This window comes from Bradyrhizobium sp. SZCCHNRI1009, assembly GCF_032487575.1.
Lineage (GTDB): Bacteria > Pseudomonadota > Alphaproteobacteria > Rhizobiales > Xanthobacteraceae > Bradyrhizobium.
Genome location: NZ_JAUEUL010000013.1, coordinates 21,346 through 37,876, shown reverse-complemented (window position 1 = coordinate 37,876; position 16,531 = coordinate 21,346). Strand labels below are relative to the sequence as shown.

The 16,531-nt window shown below is 67.2% G+C and carries 16 protein-coding genes; 5 read left to right on the top strand and 11 right to left on the bottom strand.

Features of this window, described 5'->3' with window-relative positions; genetic code table 11:
- Nucleotides 1–52: 52 nt before the first annotated feature.
- The 5 genes from QX010_RS21805 to mgtE all read right to left on the bottom strand — a co-directional run bounded on the left by QX010_RS21805 (nucleotide 53) and on the right by mgtE (nucleotide 4,551).
- Complete coding sequence (locus tag QX010_RS21805; RefSeq protein WP_316181807.1) at nucleotides 53–712, bottom strand: glutathione S-transferase family protein; 660 nt, start codon at nucleotides 710–712, stop codon at nucleotides 53–55.
- A gap of 150 nt (nucleotides 713–862) precedes the next feature.
- Nucleotides 863–1,735: a hypothetical protein gene (locus tag QX010_RS21800; RefSeq protein ID WP_316181805.1), complete on the bottom strand. Its 873-nt coding sequence runs from the start codon at nucleotides 1,733–1,735 to the stop codon at nucleotides 863–865.
- 145 nt (nucleotides 1,736–1,880) lie between these two features.
- Nucleotides 1,881–2,699, bottom strand: a complete 819-nt coding sequence (locus QX010_RS21795; RefSeq protein ID WP_316181804.1) for an aldo/keto reductase — start codon at nucleotides 2,697–2,699, stop codon at nucleotides 1,881–1,883.
- 76 nt (nucleotides 2,700–2,775) lie between these two features.
- Nucleotides 2,776–3,051: a helix-turn-helix domain-containing protein gene (locus QX010_RS21790; RefSeq protein ID WP_315718360.1), complete on the bottom strand. Its 276-nt coding sequence runs from the start codon at nucleotides 3,049–3,051 to the stop codon at nucleotides 2,776–2,778.
- Between the two features lie 81 nt (nucleotides 3,052–3,132).
- Nucleotides 3,133–4,551, bottom strand: a complete 1,419-nt coding sequence (gene mgtE / locus QX010_RS21785) for a magnesium transporter (protein WP_316181803.1) — start codon at nucleotides 4,549–4,551, stop codon at nucleotides 3,133–3,135.
- 109 nt (nucleotides 4,552–4,660) lie between these two features.
- Here mgtE and QX010_RS21780 point away from each other — a divergent pair, with 109 nt between their 5' ends.
- Nucleotides 4,661–5,497 carry a polysaccharide deacetylase family protein gene (locus tag QX010_RS21780; protein WP_316181801.1) on the top strand — a complete coding sequence of 279 codons (837 nt, stop codon included), beginning with the start codon at nucleotides 4,661–4,663 and terminating at the stop codon, nucleotides 5,495–5,497.
- A gap of 240 nt (nucleotides 5,498–5,737) precedes the next feature.
- Nucleotides 5,738–6,931, top strand: coding sequence for a polysaccharide deacetylase family protein (locus QX010_RS21775; RefSeq protein WP_316181799.1), 1,194 nt, complete (start codon nucleotides 5,738–5,740; stop codon nucleotides 6,929–6,931).
- Nucleotides 6,932–6,988: 57 nt separating this feature from the next.
- On the opposite strand, the gene QX010_RS21770 is transcribed toward QX010_RS21775, so the two are convergent.
- From QX010_RS21770 to QX010_RS21755, 4 genes are all read right to left on the bottom strand, one after another.
- Nucleotides 6,989–7,363 carry a hypothetical protein gene (locus tag QX010_RS21770; RefSeq protein ID WP_315804151.1) on the bottom strand — a complete coding sequence of 125 codons (375 nt, stop codon included), beginning with the start codon at nucleotides 7,361–7,363 and terminating at the stop codon, nucleotides 6,989–6,991.
- Between the two features lie 222 nt (nucleotides 7,364–7,585).
- Entirely contained in the window at nucleotides 7,586–8,824 is a 1,239-nt protein-coding gene (locus tag QX010_RS21765; RefSeq protein WP_315804152.1) for an FAD-binding oxidoreductase, read from the bottom strand.
- 16 nt (nucleotides 8,825–8,840) lie between these two features.
- Complete coding sequence (locus QX010_RS21760; protein ID WP_315804153.1) at nucleotides 8,841–9,191, bottom strand: RidA family protein; 351 nt, start codon at nucleotides 9,189–9,191, stop codon at nucleotides 8,841–8,843.
- Nucleotides 9,192–9,230: 39 nt separating this feature from the next.
- Nucleotides 9,231–10,727, bottom strand: coding sequence for an amidase (locus tag QX010_RS21755; protein ID WP_316181796.1), 1,497 nt, complete (start codon nucleotides 10,725–10,727; stop codon nucleotides 9,231–9,233).
- Between the two features lie 207 nt (nucleotides 10,728–10,934).
- Here QX010_RS21755 and QX010_RS21750 point away from each other — a divergent pair, with 207 nt between their 5' ends.
- The 3 genes from QX010_RS21750 to QX010_RS21740 all read left to right on the top strand — a co-directional run bounded on the left by QX010_RS21750 (nucleotide 10,935) and on the right by QX010_RS21740 (nucleotide 12,619).
- A complete protein-coding gene (locus QX010_RS21750; protein ID WP_316181795.1) occupies nucleotides 10,935–11,600 on the top strand; it encodes an XRE family transcriptional regulator in 666 nt (221 codons plus the stop codon).
- A 91-nt stretch (nucleotides 11,601–11,691) separates the two neighbouring features.
- The gene (locus tag QX010_RS21745; protein WP_316181794.1) at nucleotides 11,692–12,045 is read left to right on the top strand and encodes a hypothetical protein; all 354 of its coding nucleotides are present in this window, start codon (nucleotides 11,692–11,694) and stop codon (nucleotides 12,043–12,045) included.
- Nucleotide 12,046: 1 nt separating this feature from the next.
- Nucleotides 12,047–12,619, top strand: coding sequence for a DNA-binding protein (locus QX010_RS21740; RefSeq protein ID WP_315804157.1), 573 nt, complete (start codon nucleotides 12,047–12,049; stop codon nucleotides 12,617–12,619).
- Between the two features lie 281 nt (nucleotides 12,620–12,900).
- Here QX010_RS21740 and QX010_RS21735 read toward each other — a convergent pair whose 3' ends face one another.
- Together QX010_RS21735 and QX010_RS21730 are read right to left on the bottom strand one after the other, a co-directional pair.
- Nucleotides 12,901–13,113, bottom strand: a complete 213-nt coding sequence (locus QX010_RS21735) for a hypothetical protein (protein WP_316181793.1) — start codon at nucleotides 13,111–13,113, stop codon at nucleotides 12,901–12,903.
- 655 nt (nucleotides 13,114–13,768) lie between these two features.
- Nucleotides 13,769–16,357, bottom strand: a complete 2,589-nt coding sequence (locus QX010_RS21730; protein ID WP_410051970.1) for an ATP-binding protein — start codon at nucleotides 16,355–16,357, stop codon at nucleotides 13,769–13,771.
- Between the last annotated feature and the right edge of the window lie 174 nt (nucleotides 16,358–16,531).

Here is a 16,531-nt window from a genome sequence, read left to right as displayed (position 1 = left end):
GCTCGGGGCGCGCTCGTCCACCACGGACCAAATCGCGAACAGACGAGACCGTTCAGACGTTCTCGACCCGCTCGATGACCCAGTCCTCCGCGAGGCCGTCCTTCACCCAGGCCGCGAAAGCCGGCATCGCCATCATCATGTCCATGTAGGCGCGGGTCTCAGCGGCGACCGGAATGGCGAAGCTGTGGAAGCGCGTGACCACCGGGGCGAACATGGCGTCGGCGGCACCGAAGCGGCCGAACAGGAACGGCCCGCCATGGCCGTAGCGGGCACGGCAGTCGCGCCAGATGTCCTCGATCCGCGCGATGTTGGCCTTGGCATCGGCTGACAGTTCCACCGGCCGCACCGGCCGGTGGAGATTCATCGGGCATTCGTTGCGCAAGGCCGGAAAGCCGGAGTGCATCTCGGCGCAGACCGATCGCGCATGGGCGCGGGCAGCGGCATCGGCGGGCCACAGCCCCGCCTGCGGGAAGCGCTCGGCGAGATATTCGATGATCGCGAGCGAATCCCACACGCTGATCGCGCCATCGATCAGGATCGGCACCTTGCCGGCCGGGGAATGCTTGAGGATGCGCGCCTTGTCGGCGGGATCGTCGGTGTAGAGCGGGATCACGATCTCATCGAAGGCGATGTCGCATCCGCGCAGCGCCAGCCAGGGCCGCATCGACCATGAGGAATAGTTCTTGTTGCCGATCACCAGCTTCAGCGTCATGTCGCACCGTCTCCGTGTTGGGCGTGGACGGCCCGCGCAGCCGCGCCGTCGACGCTCATGCTATCGGCGACGCATACAGGATGATCGGCCGTTGCGTCGACACACAAGCGCCCGACCACGCGCCCGCCTTCATGCGTCGCCGGCCGCAGATCAGCGGGCGAAATCTTGCGGCGTGAACGACATCTCGATCACCTTCCACTCGTCGTAGCGATCGGGAGGCAACATCGCGTAGGGCTGGCAGGCATTCAACGCCTGGACCGCGCTCTCCTTGAGCTGGATCGCCTTGGAGGCCGCGACGACCTCTATCACCTCCGGCTCTGTCGCCAGCCGTCCATCGGGTGTCATGCCGAAGCGCAGCCTGATGAGCACGTTGTCCGACAGCGACAGCGAGGCCGGCAGCCGCGCGCAGCTCCTGACCTTCTGCCGCAGGGCCGCTTCCAGATTGGCGGCGAGGTTCGTCGTCGCGGTCGGCCCGGTGTCCTTGCCGTCCTCCGGGCCGCCGGGACGCGGCAACGGAGACAATGGCTCGGGCAGACCGAGCATGACCCCATACTTCACCGTGAGATCCGGTTCGGGAGGCACATAGGTCGGCGCGGGTGCCGGCACGGGTGGCGGCGCCGGCTTGACGGCGGATCTGCTCTCCGCCTTTGCGGCCGTCTTCACCGCTTTGGGCGATGCTGCCGGCGCCGGCTGTTTCGCCGCCGGCGCGGCCGGCATCGGAGGATTGGGGGTCTCCTTGGCGTCCTGCGGGGGACTGGGCGGTGGCGGTGCGGCGGCCGCCGGCGAGGCGCTCGGGTCCGGCTGCGGCAGCACCAGATCCGGCGTCGGGGATGGCGATGGCGTGGCGACGGGCTCGGGCGTCTTCTGCGGCTCGTCGGCGTCGACGATGTTGACCTCGATCTCGTCGCTCTTGGGCAGCTCATAAGGCCGGACCGTGGTCGAGACCACGACCCCACCGGCGATCAGGAGATGCGCGAGCACGGACGCGGCGATGCCCCAACGGATGAACTGCCAACGTTCCATGCTGCTTCACTACGCCCGCGCATGAGCGAAGGCGCGGCGCGCCATCGCTCCGATCATCGGCAGGGAATGCGGCAGCCGCCGTCGTGCGGCCCGCCGGCCGCGCCCTGTCATGTCAGGCTTTAGCATAAATGCGCGGGCGCCGCCCTCAATCCCATTTCGGCGCAAAGGCGAAGTTGGTCATCCGCCCCTCGGGACTGCCCATCGCGAAGATGTCGGCCATGTCCTGCTCGGACAGCTCGAAATCGAACACGTCGAGGTTCTCGGACAGCCGTTCGATCTTGGAGGTGCGCGGGATCGCCACGACGCTCTGCTGCACCAGCCAGCGCAGGCAGATCTGCGCCGGGCTCTTGCCATGGGCGCGGCCGATCCGCGTCAAGGTCGGATCGTTCTTGATCTTGCCCTTGGCGATCGGGCTGTAGGCGACGAGCGCGACGCCATGGCGCGCGCAGGCCTCGCGGACCTTGGTCTGATCGAGATAGGGATGATACTCGACCTGGTTGCACACCAGCGGCTCCGGCGATGCCGCCACCGCCTCGTCGAGCAGACCGACCGTGAAATTGGACACGCCGATATGGCGTGCGAGCCCGAGCGTCTTGGCATGCGCCAGCGCGCCGAGCGTCTCGGTCAGCGGCACGTGCGGATTGGGCCAGTGCAGCAGCAACAGGTCGACCTCGGAGACGCGCAGCCGGACCAGACTCTCCTTGGCCGAGCGCTCGAGATCGTGCGGCGCGAAATGCGTGGTCCACACCTTGGTGGTCAGGAACACCTCGTTGCGCCGGACGCGGGACGCACGCAGGCCCTCGCCGACCTCTTGCTCGTTCTCATAGACTTGCGCGGTGTCGATGTGCCGGTAGCCGAGGGTGAGCGCCTGCTCGACGATGCGGCTGCAGGCGCGCCCGCGCAGCTCCCAGGTTCCGAGACCCAAAGCGGGAATCCTGGCACCGTTGGCCTCGATCATCAGCATGGCCGTGCACTCCAGAGCGCGTGCAACATTATGTAGGCACACGCCGAGCGTTGCCAACGCACGACCCGTGGTTGGCTTAAGTCTTGGCTAAGGCGGCAAACACCGTCTCGGGCGCATGCGCGATGACGGTGAGCAGCGCGCGCGCCGGGCCGCGCGGCATGCGCTTGCCCTGCTCCCAATTGCGGATGGTCTCGACGGGCACACCGAGCTTGGCGGCGAATTCCTGCTGGGTCAGATGCACCCGCCGCCTGAGATCGCGCACTTCGAGCGGAGCCGCGGGCGCCAGCGGAATCTCCTCGCCGTCGCGCAGCTCCACGATCCGTCCATCTGCCTTCAGCCGCAAGCGTTGCATCGTCCGACTCCGTGTCGAGCGACAGTCTCGCCGAACCGCGTTAAGGCCGGATTAACGATATAAGTCGTTCAGGCGCAGCGGTTATTTCAGGCCGAACCAGAGCGTGGCGATGCCCAGAAACGAGAAGAAGCCGACCACGTCGGTCACCGTCGTGACGAAGGTTCCGGAGGCCACCGCCGGGTCGGCGCGGACCCGTTCGAGCACCATCGGGATCAGGATGCCGCCCAGCGCACCCGCGACGAGATTCGAGATCATCGCAAGCCCGATCACGATGCCGAGCCCGGGCATCTTGAACCACGCCACGGCGGCGATGCCGGTGACGAGCGCGAAGGCCAGGCCATTGACGAGCCCGACCAGCCCCTCGCGCATCACCACCCGCATCGCATTGTTCGGCCCGAGTTCGCGCGTCGCCAGCGCGCGCACTGCGACCGTCATGGTCTGGGTCGCGGCGTTGCCGCCCTGGCTGGCGACGATCGGCGCCAGCACGGCGAGCGCGACCATCTGCTGCAACTGGCCCTCGAACAGGCCGAGCACCGAGGACGCCAGGAACGCGGTGGCAAGATTGATCAGCAGCCAGTTGAAGCGGCCCTTGGCGATGGTCCAGACGCTGTCGGACAGCTCCTCGTCGCCGGACACGCCGCCGAGCGCCTTGAAATCCTCGTCGGCCTCCTCCTCGATGACGTCGACCACGTCGTCGATGGTGATGACGCCGGCCAGCCGGTTCTCGGCGTCGACCACGGGGGCTGCGACCAGATTGTACTTGCCGAACAGCCGCGCCACCTCGGCGAGATCGTCGGTGACGGTGACGCGACGGCGGTCCTCGTCGATCAGATCGGCCAGCGGAACCGGACGGCGGGCGCGCAGCAGCGCATCGAGCGACACCGCGCCCTGCCAATGCCGTGCGTCGTCGACCGCATAGATCTCGTAGAACCGCTCGGGCAGATCCCGCGTCTCGCGCATGTAGTCGATGGCTTCGCCGACCGTCCAGCCCAGCGGAACCGCGATGAACTCGCGCTGCATGCGGCGGCCGGCCGAGCCCTCGGGATAATCGAGGCTGCGCGCGAGCGCGTCGCGCTCGGACGGCGGCAGGCGTTCGAGGATCTCCTCCTTGTCCTCCTCGTCGAGGCTTTCCAACAGCTCGACGGCGTCGTCGGATTCGAGCTCGCGCACGCCCTCCGCGACGGTCTCGGGCTCGAGCTCCTCGAGGATCTCCTCGCGGACCGCGTCGTCGACCTCGTTCAGCGCGGAGAAGTCGAAATCGGTGCCGGTCAGCTCGACCAGCCGGACACGGTCGTCCGGCGCGAGCGCCGCGATCAGGTCGCCGAGATCGGCCTCGTGCAGCTCGGCGACCTCGGCGCGCAGGAACGCCTCGTCCTCGGCGGCGATGGCCGCCGCGATGGCGGCGATGAATTCGGCGCTAATCTCGCCGGATTCGGTGCGCATCGGCGCGCGATCGCGTAGAGTTGCATCAGCATGGGCAACGTCCGATGTCTCGTTCATGACGTGCCTCACGCGCTTGATTTCAGAGCAAATGGTCTGATTTGTGCTTCACGCATTACATAATCGGCAACAGCGAACGCAACGGGAAAAGATGCGGCCTTGGCGATCGATGACGGGATGGGTAAACGCGGCCGGCGTCGTGGCGGCGCTGCTCGCGGCTGACGTCGCCGCGGCCGCGCCTGCCGCATGCCCGCGCGAAGGTACGCTCGGCACGTCGCGCATTCTCACCGTCGACGCCGCGACACATCCGCGCGTCGGCCTGAAGAGCTTCCCGGACACGCTGCCGCTGCATGACGGCGAGGTGGTGTTGACCTTCGACGACGGCCCGTCGCCGCCGATGACCGACAAGGTGCTCGCCGCGCTCGCCAGGGAATGCGTGCGCGCGACCTTCTTCCTGGTCGGCCAGCCCGCGTCGGGCCGCGCCGCGCTGGTGCGGAAGATCGCGGCCGAAGGCCACACCGTCGGTCATCACACCTTCACGCATGCGCATCTCGCGCACATCACGCCGGAACAGGCCGTCGCTGAGATCGATCGCGGCATCGCCGCCGACGAGAAGGCGCTCAACGGCGTCGAGACGACCACGCCGTCGACGCCATTCTTTCGCTTCCCCTATTTCGAATCGACACCGGCGACGCTCGACCTGCTGCAGTCACGCGGCATCGTCGTGTTCGGCGCCGACTTCTGGGCCGGCGACTGGAACCCGCTGTCGCCGCAGCAGACTCTCCACCGGTTGACCAGCCGGCTGAACCAGGCGCGCAAAGGCATCATCCTGCTGCACGACCCGCAGCCGCGCACGGTGGCCATGCTGCCGGCGTTCCTGCGCTACCTGAAGACACACGGCTATCGCGTGGTCCATGTGGTGCCGAAGCCGCCGGAGGATTTGCATCACGAGGAGCATAGCGAGCGTCCTTCAGCCGCGCCGACGCCGCCGCACGAAGGTGGTTAATCCGCCGTTCAGGACCGCCGTCTACGCTCGACTGCCGTGATTGCGGCGATTTCTGCCGCTTGCAATCCGGCAACAGCCGCGGGCAAACCGGAACCCGGAACGATGTCATCTCGCGACAGCCGCACATCCCTGCTATGTCTTGGCGGTCGCTTGCCTGCCCCCCGCGGCTGCGACACATCATCGACCGTGGAAGACCCTGGCCGAAGGAGCCGGGACGGTGAAGGGAATGTGAGCAGCGTGATGCGTGATCGTCGGTGGGCTTGCGTCGGACGGCCAATATGGCTCGCAGTGCTGTTGGGCACCGTCGCCTGCTTCGCCTCCAGTGTCGGATCGTCGGCCGCACCGGTGGCCGATTGTCCCGGGCATCCGAACGCGCTCGGCACGTCGCGCGTCCTGGTGGTTGATCCGCGCGAGCATCCGCGCATCGGCGCGATGCAGTACAAGGAGACGCTGCCGCTTCGGGATCACGAGGTCGTCATCACCTTCGACGACGGCCCGCTGCCGAAATACAGCAATCAGGTGCTGCAGATCCTCGCCGACCAGTGCGTCAAGGCGACGTTCTTCACCATTGGCCGCCAGGCCAAGGCCGATCCCGAGGGCGTGCGGAAGCTTGCGGCCGCCGGCCACACCATCGGCACCCACAGCCAGAACCATCCGCTGAGCTTCAACAAGATGACGCTCGACCAGGTCAAGCCCGAGGTCGACCAGGGCATCGCCTGGACGACGGCGGCGCTGACCGATCCGTCGGCGCTGTCGCCGTTCTTCCGCGTGCCCGGCCTGCTGCGCGGCGACGCCGTGGAGAGCTACGCCGCCTCGCTCGGCCTGCAGGTCTGGAGCGCCGACTTCCTCGCTGACGACTGGCGCAACATCTCCGGCGCCAAGGTCTACGAGCTCGCGATGAAGCGGCTGGAGGCGCGCGGCAAGGGCATCCTGCTGCTGCACGACATCCATGCGCGCACCGTGACGGCGCTGCCGAAGATCCTCGCCGAGCTCAAGGCCAAGAACTACCGCGTCGTCCACGTCGTGGCGGCGACGCCGGACCTTCCGGCGACGCCGACCGAGCCCGAGGATTGGCTGGTGCACCGCCCGTCGGACGAGACCCCGGTGGCGCATTGGCCGAGGATAGCGCCCGTCGATCTCGCTGGCGCCGATACGGGGGCCCGCGCCAGGCTGGATGATTTCGGCATTCTCGACGTGCCGGCGGCCGTCGGACGTGTCGCGCAGAAGCCGGCATGGCCACGTCCGCCGCTCGCGCGGCGGCTTGCGGCGCCGGCCTTGGCAGCGCCGGCGTCCGATCTGTTCGCATGGCCGCCTGTCGCGCCGCTGTCGGCGCAGCGGCGCCAGCTGGCCCGGCTCGAAAGCCCGGCCCCGAAGGCTGTGGCCGCCAAGCCGGCGCCGCGCCCGGTGCGCCTCGCCAGCCTCAGGCGGCGCTGAACATTCGCAGATGTTGCAGGTGAGGACGCTAAGACGATTCGCCCGCGCCGCGCGCGATCAGTTCGAGACCAGCTTGCTGACGCAGAGGATGACGGCGGCCGCCAGGAAGAACAGGTCCATGTAGGACTTCTTCTCGCCGTCCTTGCGCAGCGATCCGACGTCGGACACCACCTGCCTGCTGACCACCTGCCCGACCGGCCCGTCGCCGAGCATGCCGGCCAGACGGCGAACGTCCGACTCCATCTTCTCGATCCGTCCGAAGAAGTGGAAGGTGCGCACCACCGTGACGGCGCGCATGCCGGCATAGATCAGCACCACCAGCGCCAGCACGGCGCGGTTCTGGTACTTCTCGACGTAGTTCAGGCTGAGATAGACGGCCGCGAGAAATACGAAATTCGAGACGAAGCGGTACACGAGGCCCGTGAAGTTCATCTGCTCCCCCACATGATGTTCGGATCACTGGCCGACGACAGAACTCACGAAACGCGTTTCGCCCCCGCGTCCTGGTCCAACCGGCGTCACCCTAGGAGAGCGGGCTTGCGAATTCGTGAAGTGGAGATTTTGCAGCGCCAGAACAGGCCCGCTTGGTAAACAAGGGACTGCCCGGCGGGCGCCGCTGCAGCCTGCAATTGCAGGGCTGTAGCGGCTCCCGCACTATGCGCCGAACCGGGCCGGCGCGCAGGCGGCGACGTCGACGCTCGGCGCCTCGCCGCTCATCAGCTCGGCGAGGATGCGGCCGGTCGCAGGCCCCAGCGTGAAGCCCTGGTGGCCGTGGCCGAAATGCAGCCACAGGCCCTTGTGACGCGCCGCCTGGCCGACCACCGGCAGCATGTCGGGCATGCACGGCCGCGTGCCGATCCACGGCTCGGGCTCGACCGGCTTGCCGAGATCGATGAGCTGGCGCGCGGCAGCCTCGGCCTTGCCGAGCTGAACCGGGGTCGATTTCGCATTCGGCGATGACAGCTCGGCGCCGGTCGTGATGCGCACGCCGAGCGCCATCGGGTTCATCAGATAGCCGCGCGCCGCATCGCGCAGCGGCAGATCGAGCGGCGCGCCGCCGGTGTAGTGACGGTGATAGCCGCGCTTGCGCACCATCGGGATGTCGTAGCCGAACCGCGTCAGGAACTCCGGCGACCACGGCCCGAGCGCGACCACCACGGCCTCGGCCTCGATGCGTCCCTCCGCGGTGGTGACGGCCCAGCCGCTGCCCGCCTGCGCGAGCGTGGTCGCGTCACCGCGCAGCAGCTTGCCGCCGCGGCGCGTGAACAGCTCGGCATAGGAGGCGACGAGGCTGCCGGGATCGGACACGGTCCACGGCTCCTGCCAGTGCAGGCCGCCGATGCCGCTGTCGATCAGCCCGGGCTCGGCCTGCTTGAGCTGCTGCGCGCTCAAGAGCTTGAACTTGACGCCGAACGCCTTGCCGACCGCCTCGGCCTCCCGGGCCTCCTTGTCGAACTGCGCTTGAGTCCGATGCAGCACGCGAAAACCGTCGCGGCGCACGAGGTTGCCGGCGCCGGCCGCGAGGATCAGCGGCTCGTGCTCGGGCGCGGCGCGCGCGATCAGTTGCGCATAGGTGCGCGTCAGCACCTCGTGGCGGGCGGGAAACGAATTCCACCAATATTGCAGCAGCGGCCGGACGTGATAGGGCAGCGCCGCGAGGCTGTAGTGCACGTCGTTGGTGCGCGCCAGCGCGATGTCGAGCACGCCGGCGAGATCATAGGGCATCGCGTAGGGCCGGACGGCCTCGCTCTGGATGATGCCGGCATTGCCATAGCTGGTCTCGCGGCCCGGCTCCCTGCGGTCGACCAGCGCCACTGACCAGCCGCGGCTCTGCAGATGCAGCGCCGTGCCGACGCCAACCATGCCGCCACCGAGAACGATCGCGCTTCGCATCGTCATCACTCCTACCTCAGGTCCGCGCCGCCGCGACGACGGTAACCTCGATCTTCACATCCGCGATCATCTGCGCCTGCACCGTGGTACGGACCGGCAGCGGATCCTTGAAGTGCCTGCGATAGGCTTCGTTGTAGGCGGCGAAATCCGCCTTGTCGGCGAGGTGCACCATGCAGGACACGATGTCGTCGAGCGTCAGGCCTTCGCCGGCCAGCGTTTCCGCGATGTGCTTGAAGACGAGGTCGGTCTGCGCCGCGATCCCTTCGGGAATGCTGCCGTCATCGGCGACCGGCACTTCGCCGGACAGGAACACCAGGCCGCCGGCGCGGCGCACCAGCGAGAACGGCCATGAGGGGGCGTCGGACATCGTTAGTCGCTCCAGGATGTAGTGATCATGAGGGCCGCCTCAATCCCACGCCATGAAGCCCGGCGTCTGCGCCAGCGGCGGCAGCGACGCGAGCCTTGCGAGATCCGGCCGCGGACGGCGAAGCTCGGCGTCATCGGCAAAGGCGGCTTCCAGCGCCGCGGCCACGCCGAGCACCAGCGCATCGCCGCCGCGCGGGCCGACGATCTGCAGGCCGAACGGCAGGCCGTTGTCGTCGAGGCCGAGCGGCAGGCTGAGCGCGGGATGCCCGGCCAGGGTCACCGCATAGGCGAGCGCCAGCCAGTGGAAGTAGGACCGCGTCGGCACGCCGTCGATCTCGGCCGGATAGAGCTCTGCCCAGGGCCGCGGGCTCAAGGTGATGGTCGGGCTGATCAGCACGTCGTGGCTGGTGAAGAAGCTCTGATAGGCGCGATAGATCCGGGTCTGGTTGGCGCTCGCGCGCGAGAAATCCTCGAGGCTGTAGCCGAGCCCCTCCTCGACATTGGCGCGCACGTTCGGCCCGAGCATGTCGGGCCTTTCGCGAAAATTCCTGCCGTGCTGGGTGAGGAACAGCGAGGCGCGCAGCACCGCAAAGGTCTCGTCGGCCCCGCTGCAATCCGGCGCGCCCTCGTGCGTCTCGGCAAACAGCGGCGCGATGCGCGACACGCGCGCACGGAAGGCGCGGCGGATCAGTTGTTCGGTCGGCGCGAAGCCGAAATCCTCGGTGAAGGCGAGCCTGAGCTTGTTCAGTTCCACCGCTGGCGGCACCGCCCAGCGCGCTGGCGCGCCGCGCACGGCCTCGCCGGGCAAGGTGTAGGCGAGCGGATCGCGCGCATCGTCGCTTGCCATCACCGACAGCATCAGCGCGGTGTCGGCGACGTCGCGCGCCATCGGCCCGTCGGTCGACAGGCACGACCAGCCATGGGCGCGCTTCTCGCTGGCGACGAGGCCGTAGGACGGCCGCATCCCAACAATGCCAGAGAAGCCGGCCGGATTGCGCAAGGACCCGCCGGTGTCGGAGCCGGAGGCCAGCGGGGCCATGCCGCAGGCGAGCGCGACCGCCGAACCGCCGGAGGAGCCGGCGGCCGAGCGCGTGGGATCGAACGGGTTTCCGGTGGCGCCGAACACGGGATTGCGGGTGTTGCCCCCCGCCGCCCATTCCGGCGTGTTGGTCTTGCCGAAGATGATCGCGCCGGCCGCGCGCAGCCGGCCCACCGAGGCCTGGTCGACGGCCGGGACATTATCGGCCAGGATCGGGCTGCCATAGGTCGAGCGCATCCCGGCGGTGTCCTGGGTGTCCTTGATCAGCACGGGCAGGCCGTGCAGCGGCCCCCTGTCCTCGCCCCTGACGATCTCGGCCTCGGCGCGCTTGGCGGCCGCCCGGGCGCCAGATTCATCCAGGGTCACCACCGCGTTGACCGCCGGGTTCACCGCCGCGATCCGTTCCAGACACGAGTCGAGCAGCGCAACCGGGGAGATCGCCTTTGTTTTCAGCAGCTTGACCAGCTCGACGGCGGTCTCGTCGCAAATCGATTCCACAGGGCTTCTCTTTTCCGTTTCGGAAAACTATTTAGCATATAAGAAATCGAATGCACGACCTGAAAACGCATTGTTCCACCGCTGTCCACGCATGACCTTCGGACGTCGGAGCACACAATTGAATTTCCTGCGCTTTGGGGCGAGATTGCCCGAACTGCCCCGGCCATCGGCACGCCTGATCCGCTAACGGATTTTCCGGAGATCGCTTTGACAGACACTGCCATCAGCGTTTCAGCCGAAGGCCCGCACTCCCAGCTCGGCCAGTGCCTGAAGGCGGCCCGGCAGGCGCGCGGCCTGACGCTGAAGCAGGTCGCCGAGAAAACGGGGATGGCGCTGTCGACGCTGTCCAAGGTCGAGAACGGCCTGATGTCGCTGACCTATGACAAGCTGCTGCAGCTCACCTCGGGCTTGCAGATGGACATCGCCGAGCTGTTCAGCCCTGCTTCGCCGCGCCCCGAGCCGGGCCGCCCGGTGACCGCCCGCCGCAGCGTCAGCCGCGCCGGCCAGGGCCAGATCGTCAACACCCGATTCTACACCTACACCTATCAGTGCACCGACCTGATCGGAAAGCGCATGGTGCCGATGATCGCCGAGGTGCGCGCCCGCACGCTCGAGGAGTTCGGCCCCCTGCTCCGCCACAGCGGCGAGGAGTATTTCCTCGTCACCCGCGGCACCATCGCCGTGCACACCGAGTTCTACGCCCCGGAGATCCTCAACGAAGGCGACGGCATCTACATCGACAGCACCATGGGCCACGCCTACCTCAACGCCGGCGAAGCGGCGTCGGCGCAGGGCGTGTGCCTGTGTACGAGCGAGCAGTCGGATCTGTTCGAGCAACTGCACAGGATCGCTAAGAAAGATGCGGTGGAGTGAGGGCGGAGCGGTCTGCTGCTCCGTTGATATCCGTGTGGTGAAGTGCTACGTTGAACAACAGCAGCTTTTGTCTAACATGATCGAAGCGTCCATGACCAAATCCCCCGCAGGCAAATCACCAACCCGCCGAGATAAGGGCGCGGCAGGCAGCAGTTCGCGGATTCACCGCGAAGCGGCAACTGGCCAGTTCGCCGGGAGCGAGACGCGGTTCGAGGCGGTGATGCGGGCAGCCGAGCGGTCGGGTCTGCTGAAAGACAAACAAGGTCGTATCGGCGGCCGGGTGAGTTCTGCACTTGTCCGCCAAGCGAAGCGGCAAACGGGCATCGAGACGGATACGGACTTGATCGAATTTGCCCTCGCAACGGTCGCGCTTGAGGACAACTTCGCAGATGTGTTCAAACGGTCGCGTGGTACGGCGGATCCGAAGCTGAAGCTCGGTTTTTGACGTGGCGGCGTTCGATTTCGATGCCGCACGACGATGGGCGCGGTTCGACCCGTGGAAAACGCTGCCCCGAAGAAGTGATGACCAACTACCATTTGTTGACGCGACCCTGATCGCTGGACAGGGGCTTTTGCTCGACACCTGCGTCTACATCGACCAGATGCAGGATCGATCACCTCCGATTCTCGACGATCTGATCGCACATCGGCAAGTGAATCACTCAACAGTTGCGATTCAAGAGTTGATGCACACGGTCGGCGTATTGAACCCCTCTGATCCGCGCACAGCCCCGGTCATCGATGTGATCGGAAAGCACATCAAAGCGATGCCACCCCATCGCACCTTTGCACCTGATGGCGACACGCTCGGGCGCGCAGCACTCCTTTCGGGTATCCTTTGCCGTCTTCAGAGTTACGAACGAGACGGTAAGCTGCGCGCACTTCAGGACAGTGTGCTGTTTCTTCAGGCCCAGAAGCTCGGTTTGGTCGTCCTTACCGCGAACGTCGCGGATTACGACCTTCTGCTGCAACTCGTCCCCGCGGGTCGAGCGCTGCTTTACAGACGGCGTGAACCATAGTGGAGGCCTTCAGGACATCGCGCCAGTAGCCGGCCTTCATGGCTGAAAGGTTGCGCACGACCAGCGGCAGAGCTTCCGCGCCAGGCGGGCGCAGACTGGATGACCAGTTGATAACCTGGCCAGGCGCGATCAGCAGAGCAACAAAGAGTGCGACCTGCGCCGCGATGAGCAGGACAAGCATGAGACACTGGGCGCGTGTCAGCGGCGCCGCAAACAATGCGGTGATCACGGTCGCTCCTTTCGCGAGTGAATGGTTCAGGTGATGGGCACGAGTGCCGCCCTCACCGCATCATCGAGGGGCGTATGCGACTCGCGCCGAGCAGGCTGGCCAGCCTGCCATTGTCCAGCGCGAGGCTCTGCTTCCACAGCCAGCGCATTTCGATCGCCTCGCGCATGAAGCGCACGAACGACGCCGCGAACCAGAGCGTGATCCACGGGAACGGCTTCACCGGCAGGTCGGGACGGCCGACGACGCGGCGGACGGCGTCGATCATCTCGCGGCCGGTCGCATCGTAATTAGACGGAAGTCCGGCTGGTTTCGCGGTGGGGGTCGCCTGCGCCGAAATTCTCTTTTCATCCGCCGGCTCAATTACATCACCCCTGTCCAGTCCCCGCGCGAAAAATATTCCTCTTTCGCTTTATCGGAAATCATGATTGTATCTCCCCATCCCGCCTCGGCACGAGGGGCGTATCGCGATCGTCACGGCACGCGGGGTGGGATGCGGTGGGCGCAGCGGCTCGCAGCGTGACGAAGGTCATGCGGACGAACGAAGCCGTTGCGCCGGCGAAATCGTAGGGTCCTGGCCTCCCGGTGCTGAGGCCAAGCGCGCGACAACGCGTTCGCGTTGCGCGGGCGACGGGGGCAAGACAGCCGGTCCCCGGGGAGAGGACGTATAAGCCGTCAAAACCATCGCGCGGGGAATGCCGGGATGCCTCGGCTGAACCTGTGGTTCCTGCCGCCTGCATTCTTGTTCGCAGGCGGGCCATGGGTGCGGCCAGCACCCGGCATTCCCCGCGCCCTCGGCTTTCGAGGGCGAAACGACCGGCACAGCTCGGACGCATCGCGCGCCGCGAGGCGGAGACGACTTGCCCGGACGGCGCCGACGATCGGACGAATGATGGATCGCTCCCCGCATGATCGCCGCGGGCTCAGATCGCCTTCCGGCCGGCCAGGGCCGACACGATCGCTTCCGACAATTGGCCGAGCCGGAACGGCTTGGCGAGCAGCGCGGTCGTCGCCCGGAGTTCCTCCGGCACCAGCGAGGGATCGGCGAAGCCGGACATGAAGACGATCGGCAGCTCCGGCCATCTGCGGCGCACCTCGCGCGCGAGGTCGATGCCGGTCATGGCATCCGGCAGCAGAATGTCGGTCAGCAGCAGCGCGAACGGATCCGGCCGCTCCAGCGCGGTGATCGCGGCCATCGCATGGGTGACGACAACCGGGCCGTAGCCCATCGAGGTCAGCATGGTCGATGCCATCGCGCCGACCAGCGGATTGTCCTCGACGACGAGGATCCGTTCGCCGGTCTGCGGCCGCGCCAGCCGCGCCGCACCGGCGCGCGCGCGACTGCCGACGCCCGGCCCCGCGCTCGGCAGATACAGCGTGACGCAGGTGCCTTCCGCCACCCGGCTGTCGATCAGCACCGTGCCGCCCGACTGCCGCGCAAAGCCATAGACCATGCTGAGGCCGAGGCCGCTGCCCTTGCCGAACTCCTTGGTGGTGAAGAACGGCTCGAAGGCGCGGCGCGCGATCTCGGGCGGCATGCCGGCTCCCATGTCCGACACCGCGATCGTCACGTAGTCGCCGGGCATGATGCGCTCGTCGCCGTCGTCGAGCGGCTGGTCGAGCACGGCATTCGTCGTCGTGATCGTCAGGCGCCCGCCGCCGTCCATCGCATCCCGCGCATTGAGCGCCAGATTGAGCAGCGCGTTCTGCAATTGGGTCGGGTCGATCAGGCAGTGCCACAGCAGCGGGTCCTGCGCCAATGCGATCTCGATGTTCTCGCCGAGCGTCCGCTGCAGGATGGTCGTCATCCCGCTGACGAGCTGGTTCACGTCGGTGACCTGCGGCTGCAGCGCCTGCTTGCGGGCGAAGGCCAGCAGGCGGCGGTTGAGATCGGCGACCCGCTCCGCCGCCTCGATCGCCCGCTCGACCATGCTGCGGCGCGAGCTCTCGCCGGGCGGGAGCGCGTCGAGCAGCAGATCGAGATTGCCGAGCGTCGCCGCCAGCATGTTGTTGGAGTCGTGCGCGATGCCGCCCGCCAACTGGCCAATGGCCTCCATCTTCTGCGCCTGCCGCAGCTCGTCCTCGATGCGCTTGCGCTCGGTGATGTCGACCGACAGCACGAAATAGCCGCGCACCGTGCCGTCCTGGCTGCGATCCGGCACCCGGATGGTCTCGCACCAGCGTTCGCGGCCGTCGGGAAACGCGATCTTCTCCTCGCCGCCCGCGGTCCGGCCGGCCAGCGCGGCCTCGATCTTCGGCCTCACCTCGCCGCGCCGGGCCGGATCGATGTAGTCGTCGATCCGGCGGCTGCGGCCGATCCCGCTGGGCGGCTGCGCATACCATTCGCGCGCGACGCGGTTGGCATAGCGGATGTCACCATCGGCGCCGACCTGGACGATCAGCGCGGGCACGTTCTCCGTCACCAGCAGATGCTGCTCGAAATTGTCGCGCAGCGCCTGCTCGGAGGCCGCGCGCAGCCGCCATTGCCGCGCCAGGACGAGGCCGAACCCCGCGATCAGCAGATTGAGCCCGGCGGCGATGGCGCTGTAGTACAGCGCATTGTTCTTCCAGCCGGCCAGATATTCGATCGGGTCGCGCGCCACGGTCACCACCAACGGCAGGCCGGCGACGCGGCGATAGCTGATGCTCCGCGACGTTCCGTCCGTCATGCCGCTGCCCTCGAAGCTGCCGTGAGGCGCCCGCGGCAGATAGAGACTGAACAGGCGATTGGACCGGACGTTGCGGCCGGCGAAATCGTCGGCATGCGGCGTGCGCAGCAGGATCGTGCCGTCGTCGCGATAGAGCGTCACCGTTCCGCGCTGCCCGACGTTCAGCGACAGGAAGAACTGCCGCAGATTCTCGTAGTCGACAGCCACGACGATCACGCCGGCAAATCGTCCGTCCGGCATCATAAAGGCGCGGCTGACCGCGATGAACAGACCCCTGTTCACGCGCGAGGCCACCGGCACGTCGATGAACAGACCGCTGCCGGGGTCATCGCGCTGGACCTTGTAATAGGCCCGATCGGCGAAATTGTTCTCGCGGCCGGGAACTCCGTTGCCGGCGCTGTCGCCGAGCAGATTGCCGTCCGCATCCAGCACGACGATGCCGCCCGCGGCGGGGTACGGCACCACCCTGCGCTTCAACTCGTTGATCAGGGCCGGATTGCCGGCGGTGAGCAGCGATGGGTCCTGCTTGAGACTGTCGATCGTCGTGTTCAAGAGCACGTCGACGCCCTGGATGTTGCGCAACATGTATTCTTCGAGCGCGCGGGCGAGATCGCCGTTGGCGGCCTCGGTCGTCCGATAGGTCTCCCGATAGTTGACGGAAAGCATGTGCGCCACGAAGGCATCACACAGCAGCGCCAGCACGAGGCCACTCAGCACGATGATCCAGGGAGTCCAGCGCCGGTCCATCCAGGAGCCGGACGCGAACCTCGTCCAGGCGTCGACGATGCCTGCCTGCCGCGGACCGCGCCGATGGTCGGCTCTCGCTTTGATCTGGTCCGGCATGGCGTCGCATTCAGGAGGTCGTCGGGCGGTTTGATTGTGAATCGATCGGCGCGTCAAGCATCGGCGAAGGTCCGGATTGTGCCGAATTCCGCGTCTCCAGGCGCGTCGCGATCCATATCGCGGGCGCTCGATAGCACGGTTTGCCGGGGCGTGTCATCGGCACCCGCCAGGGGC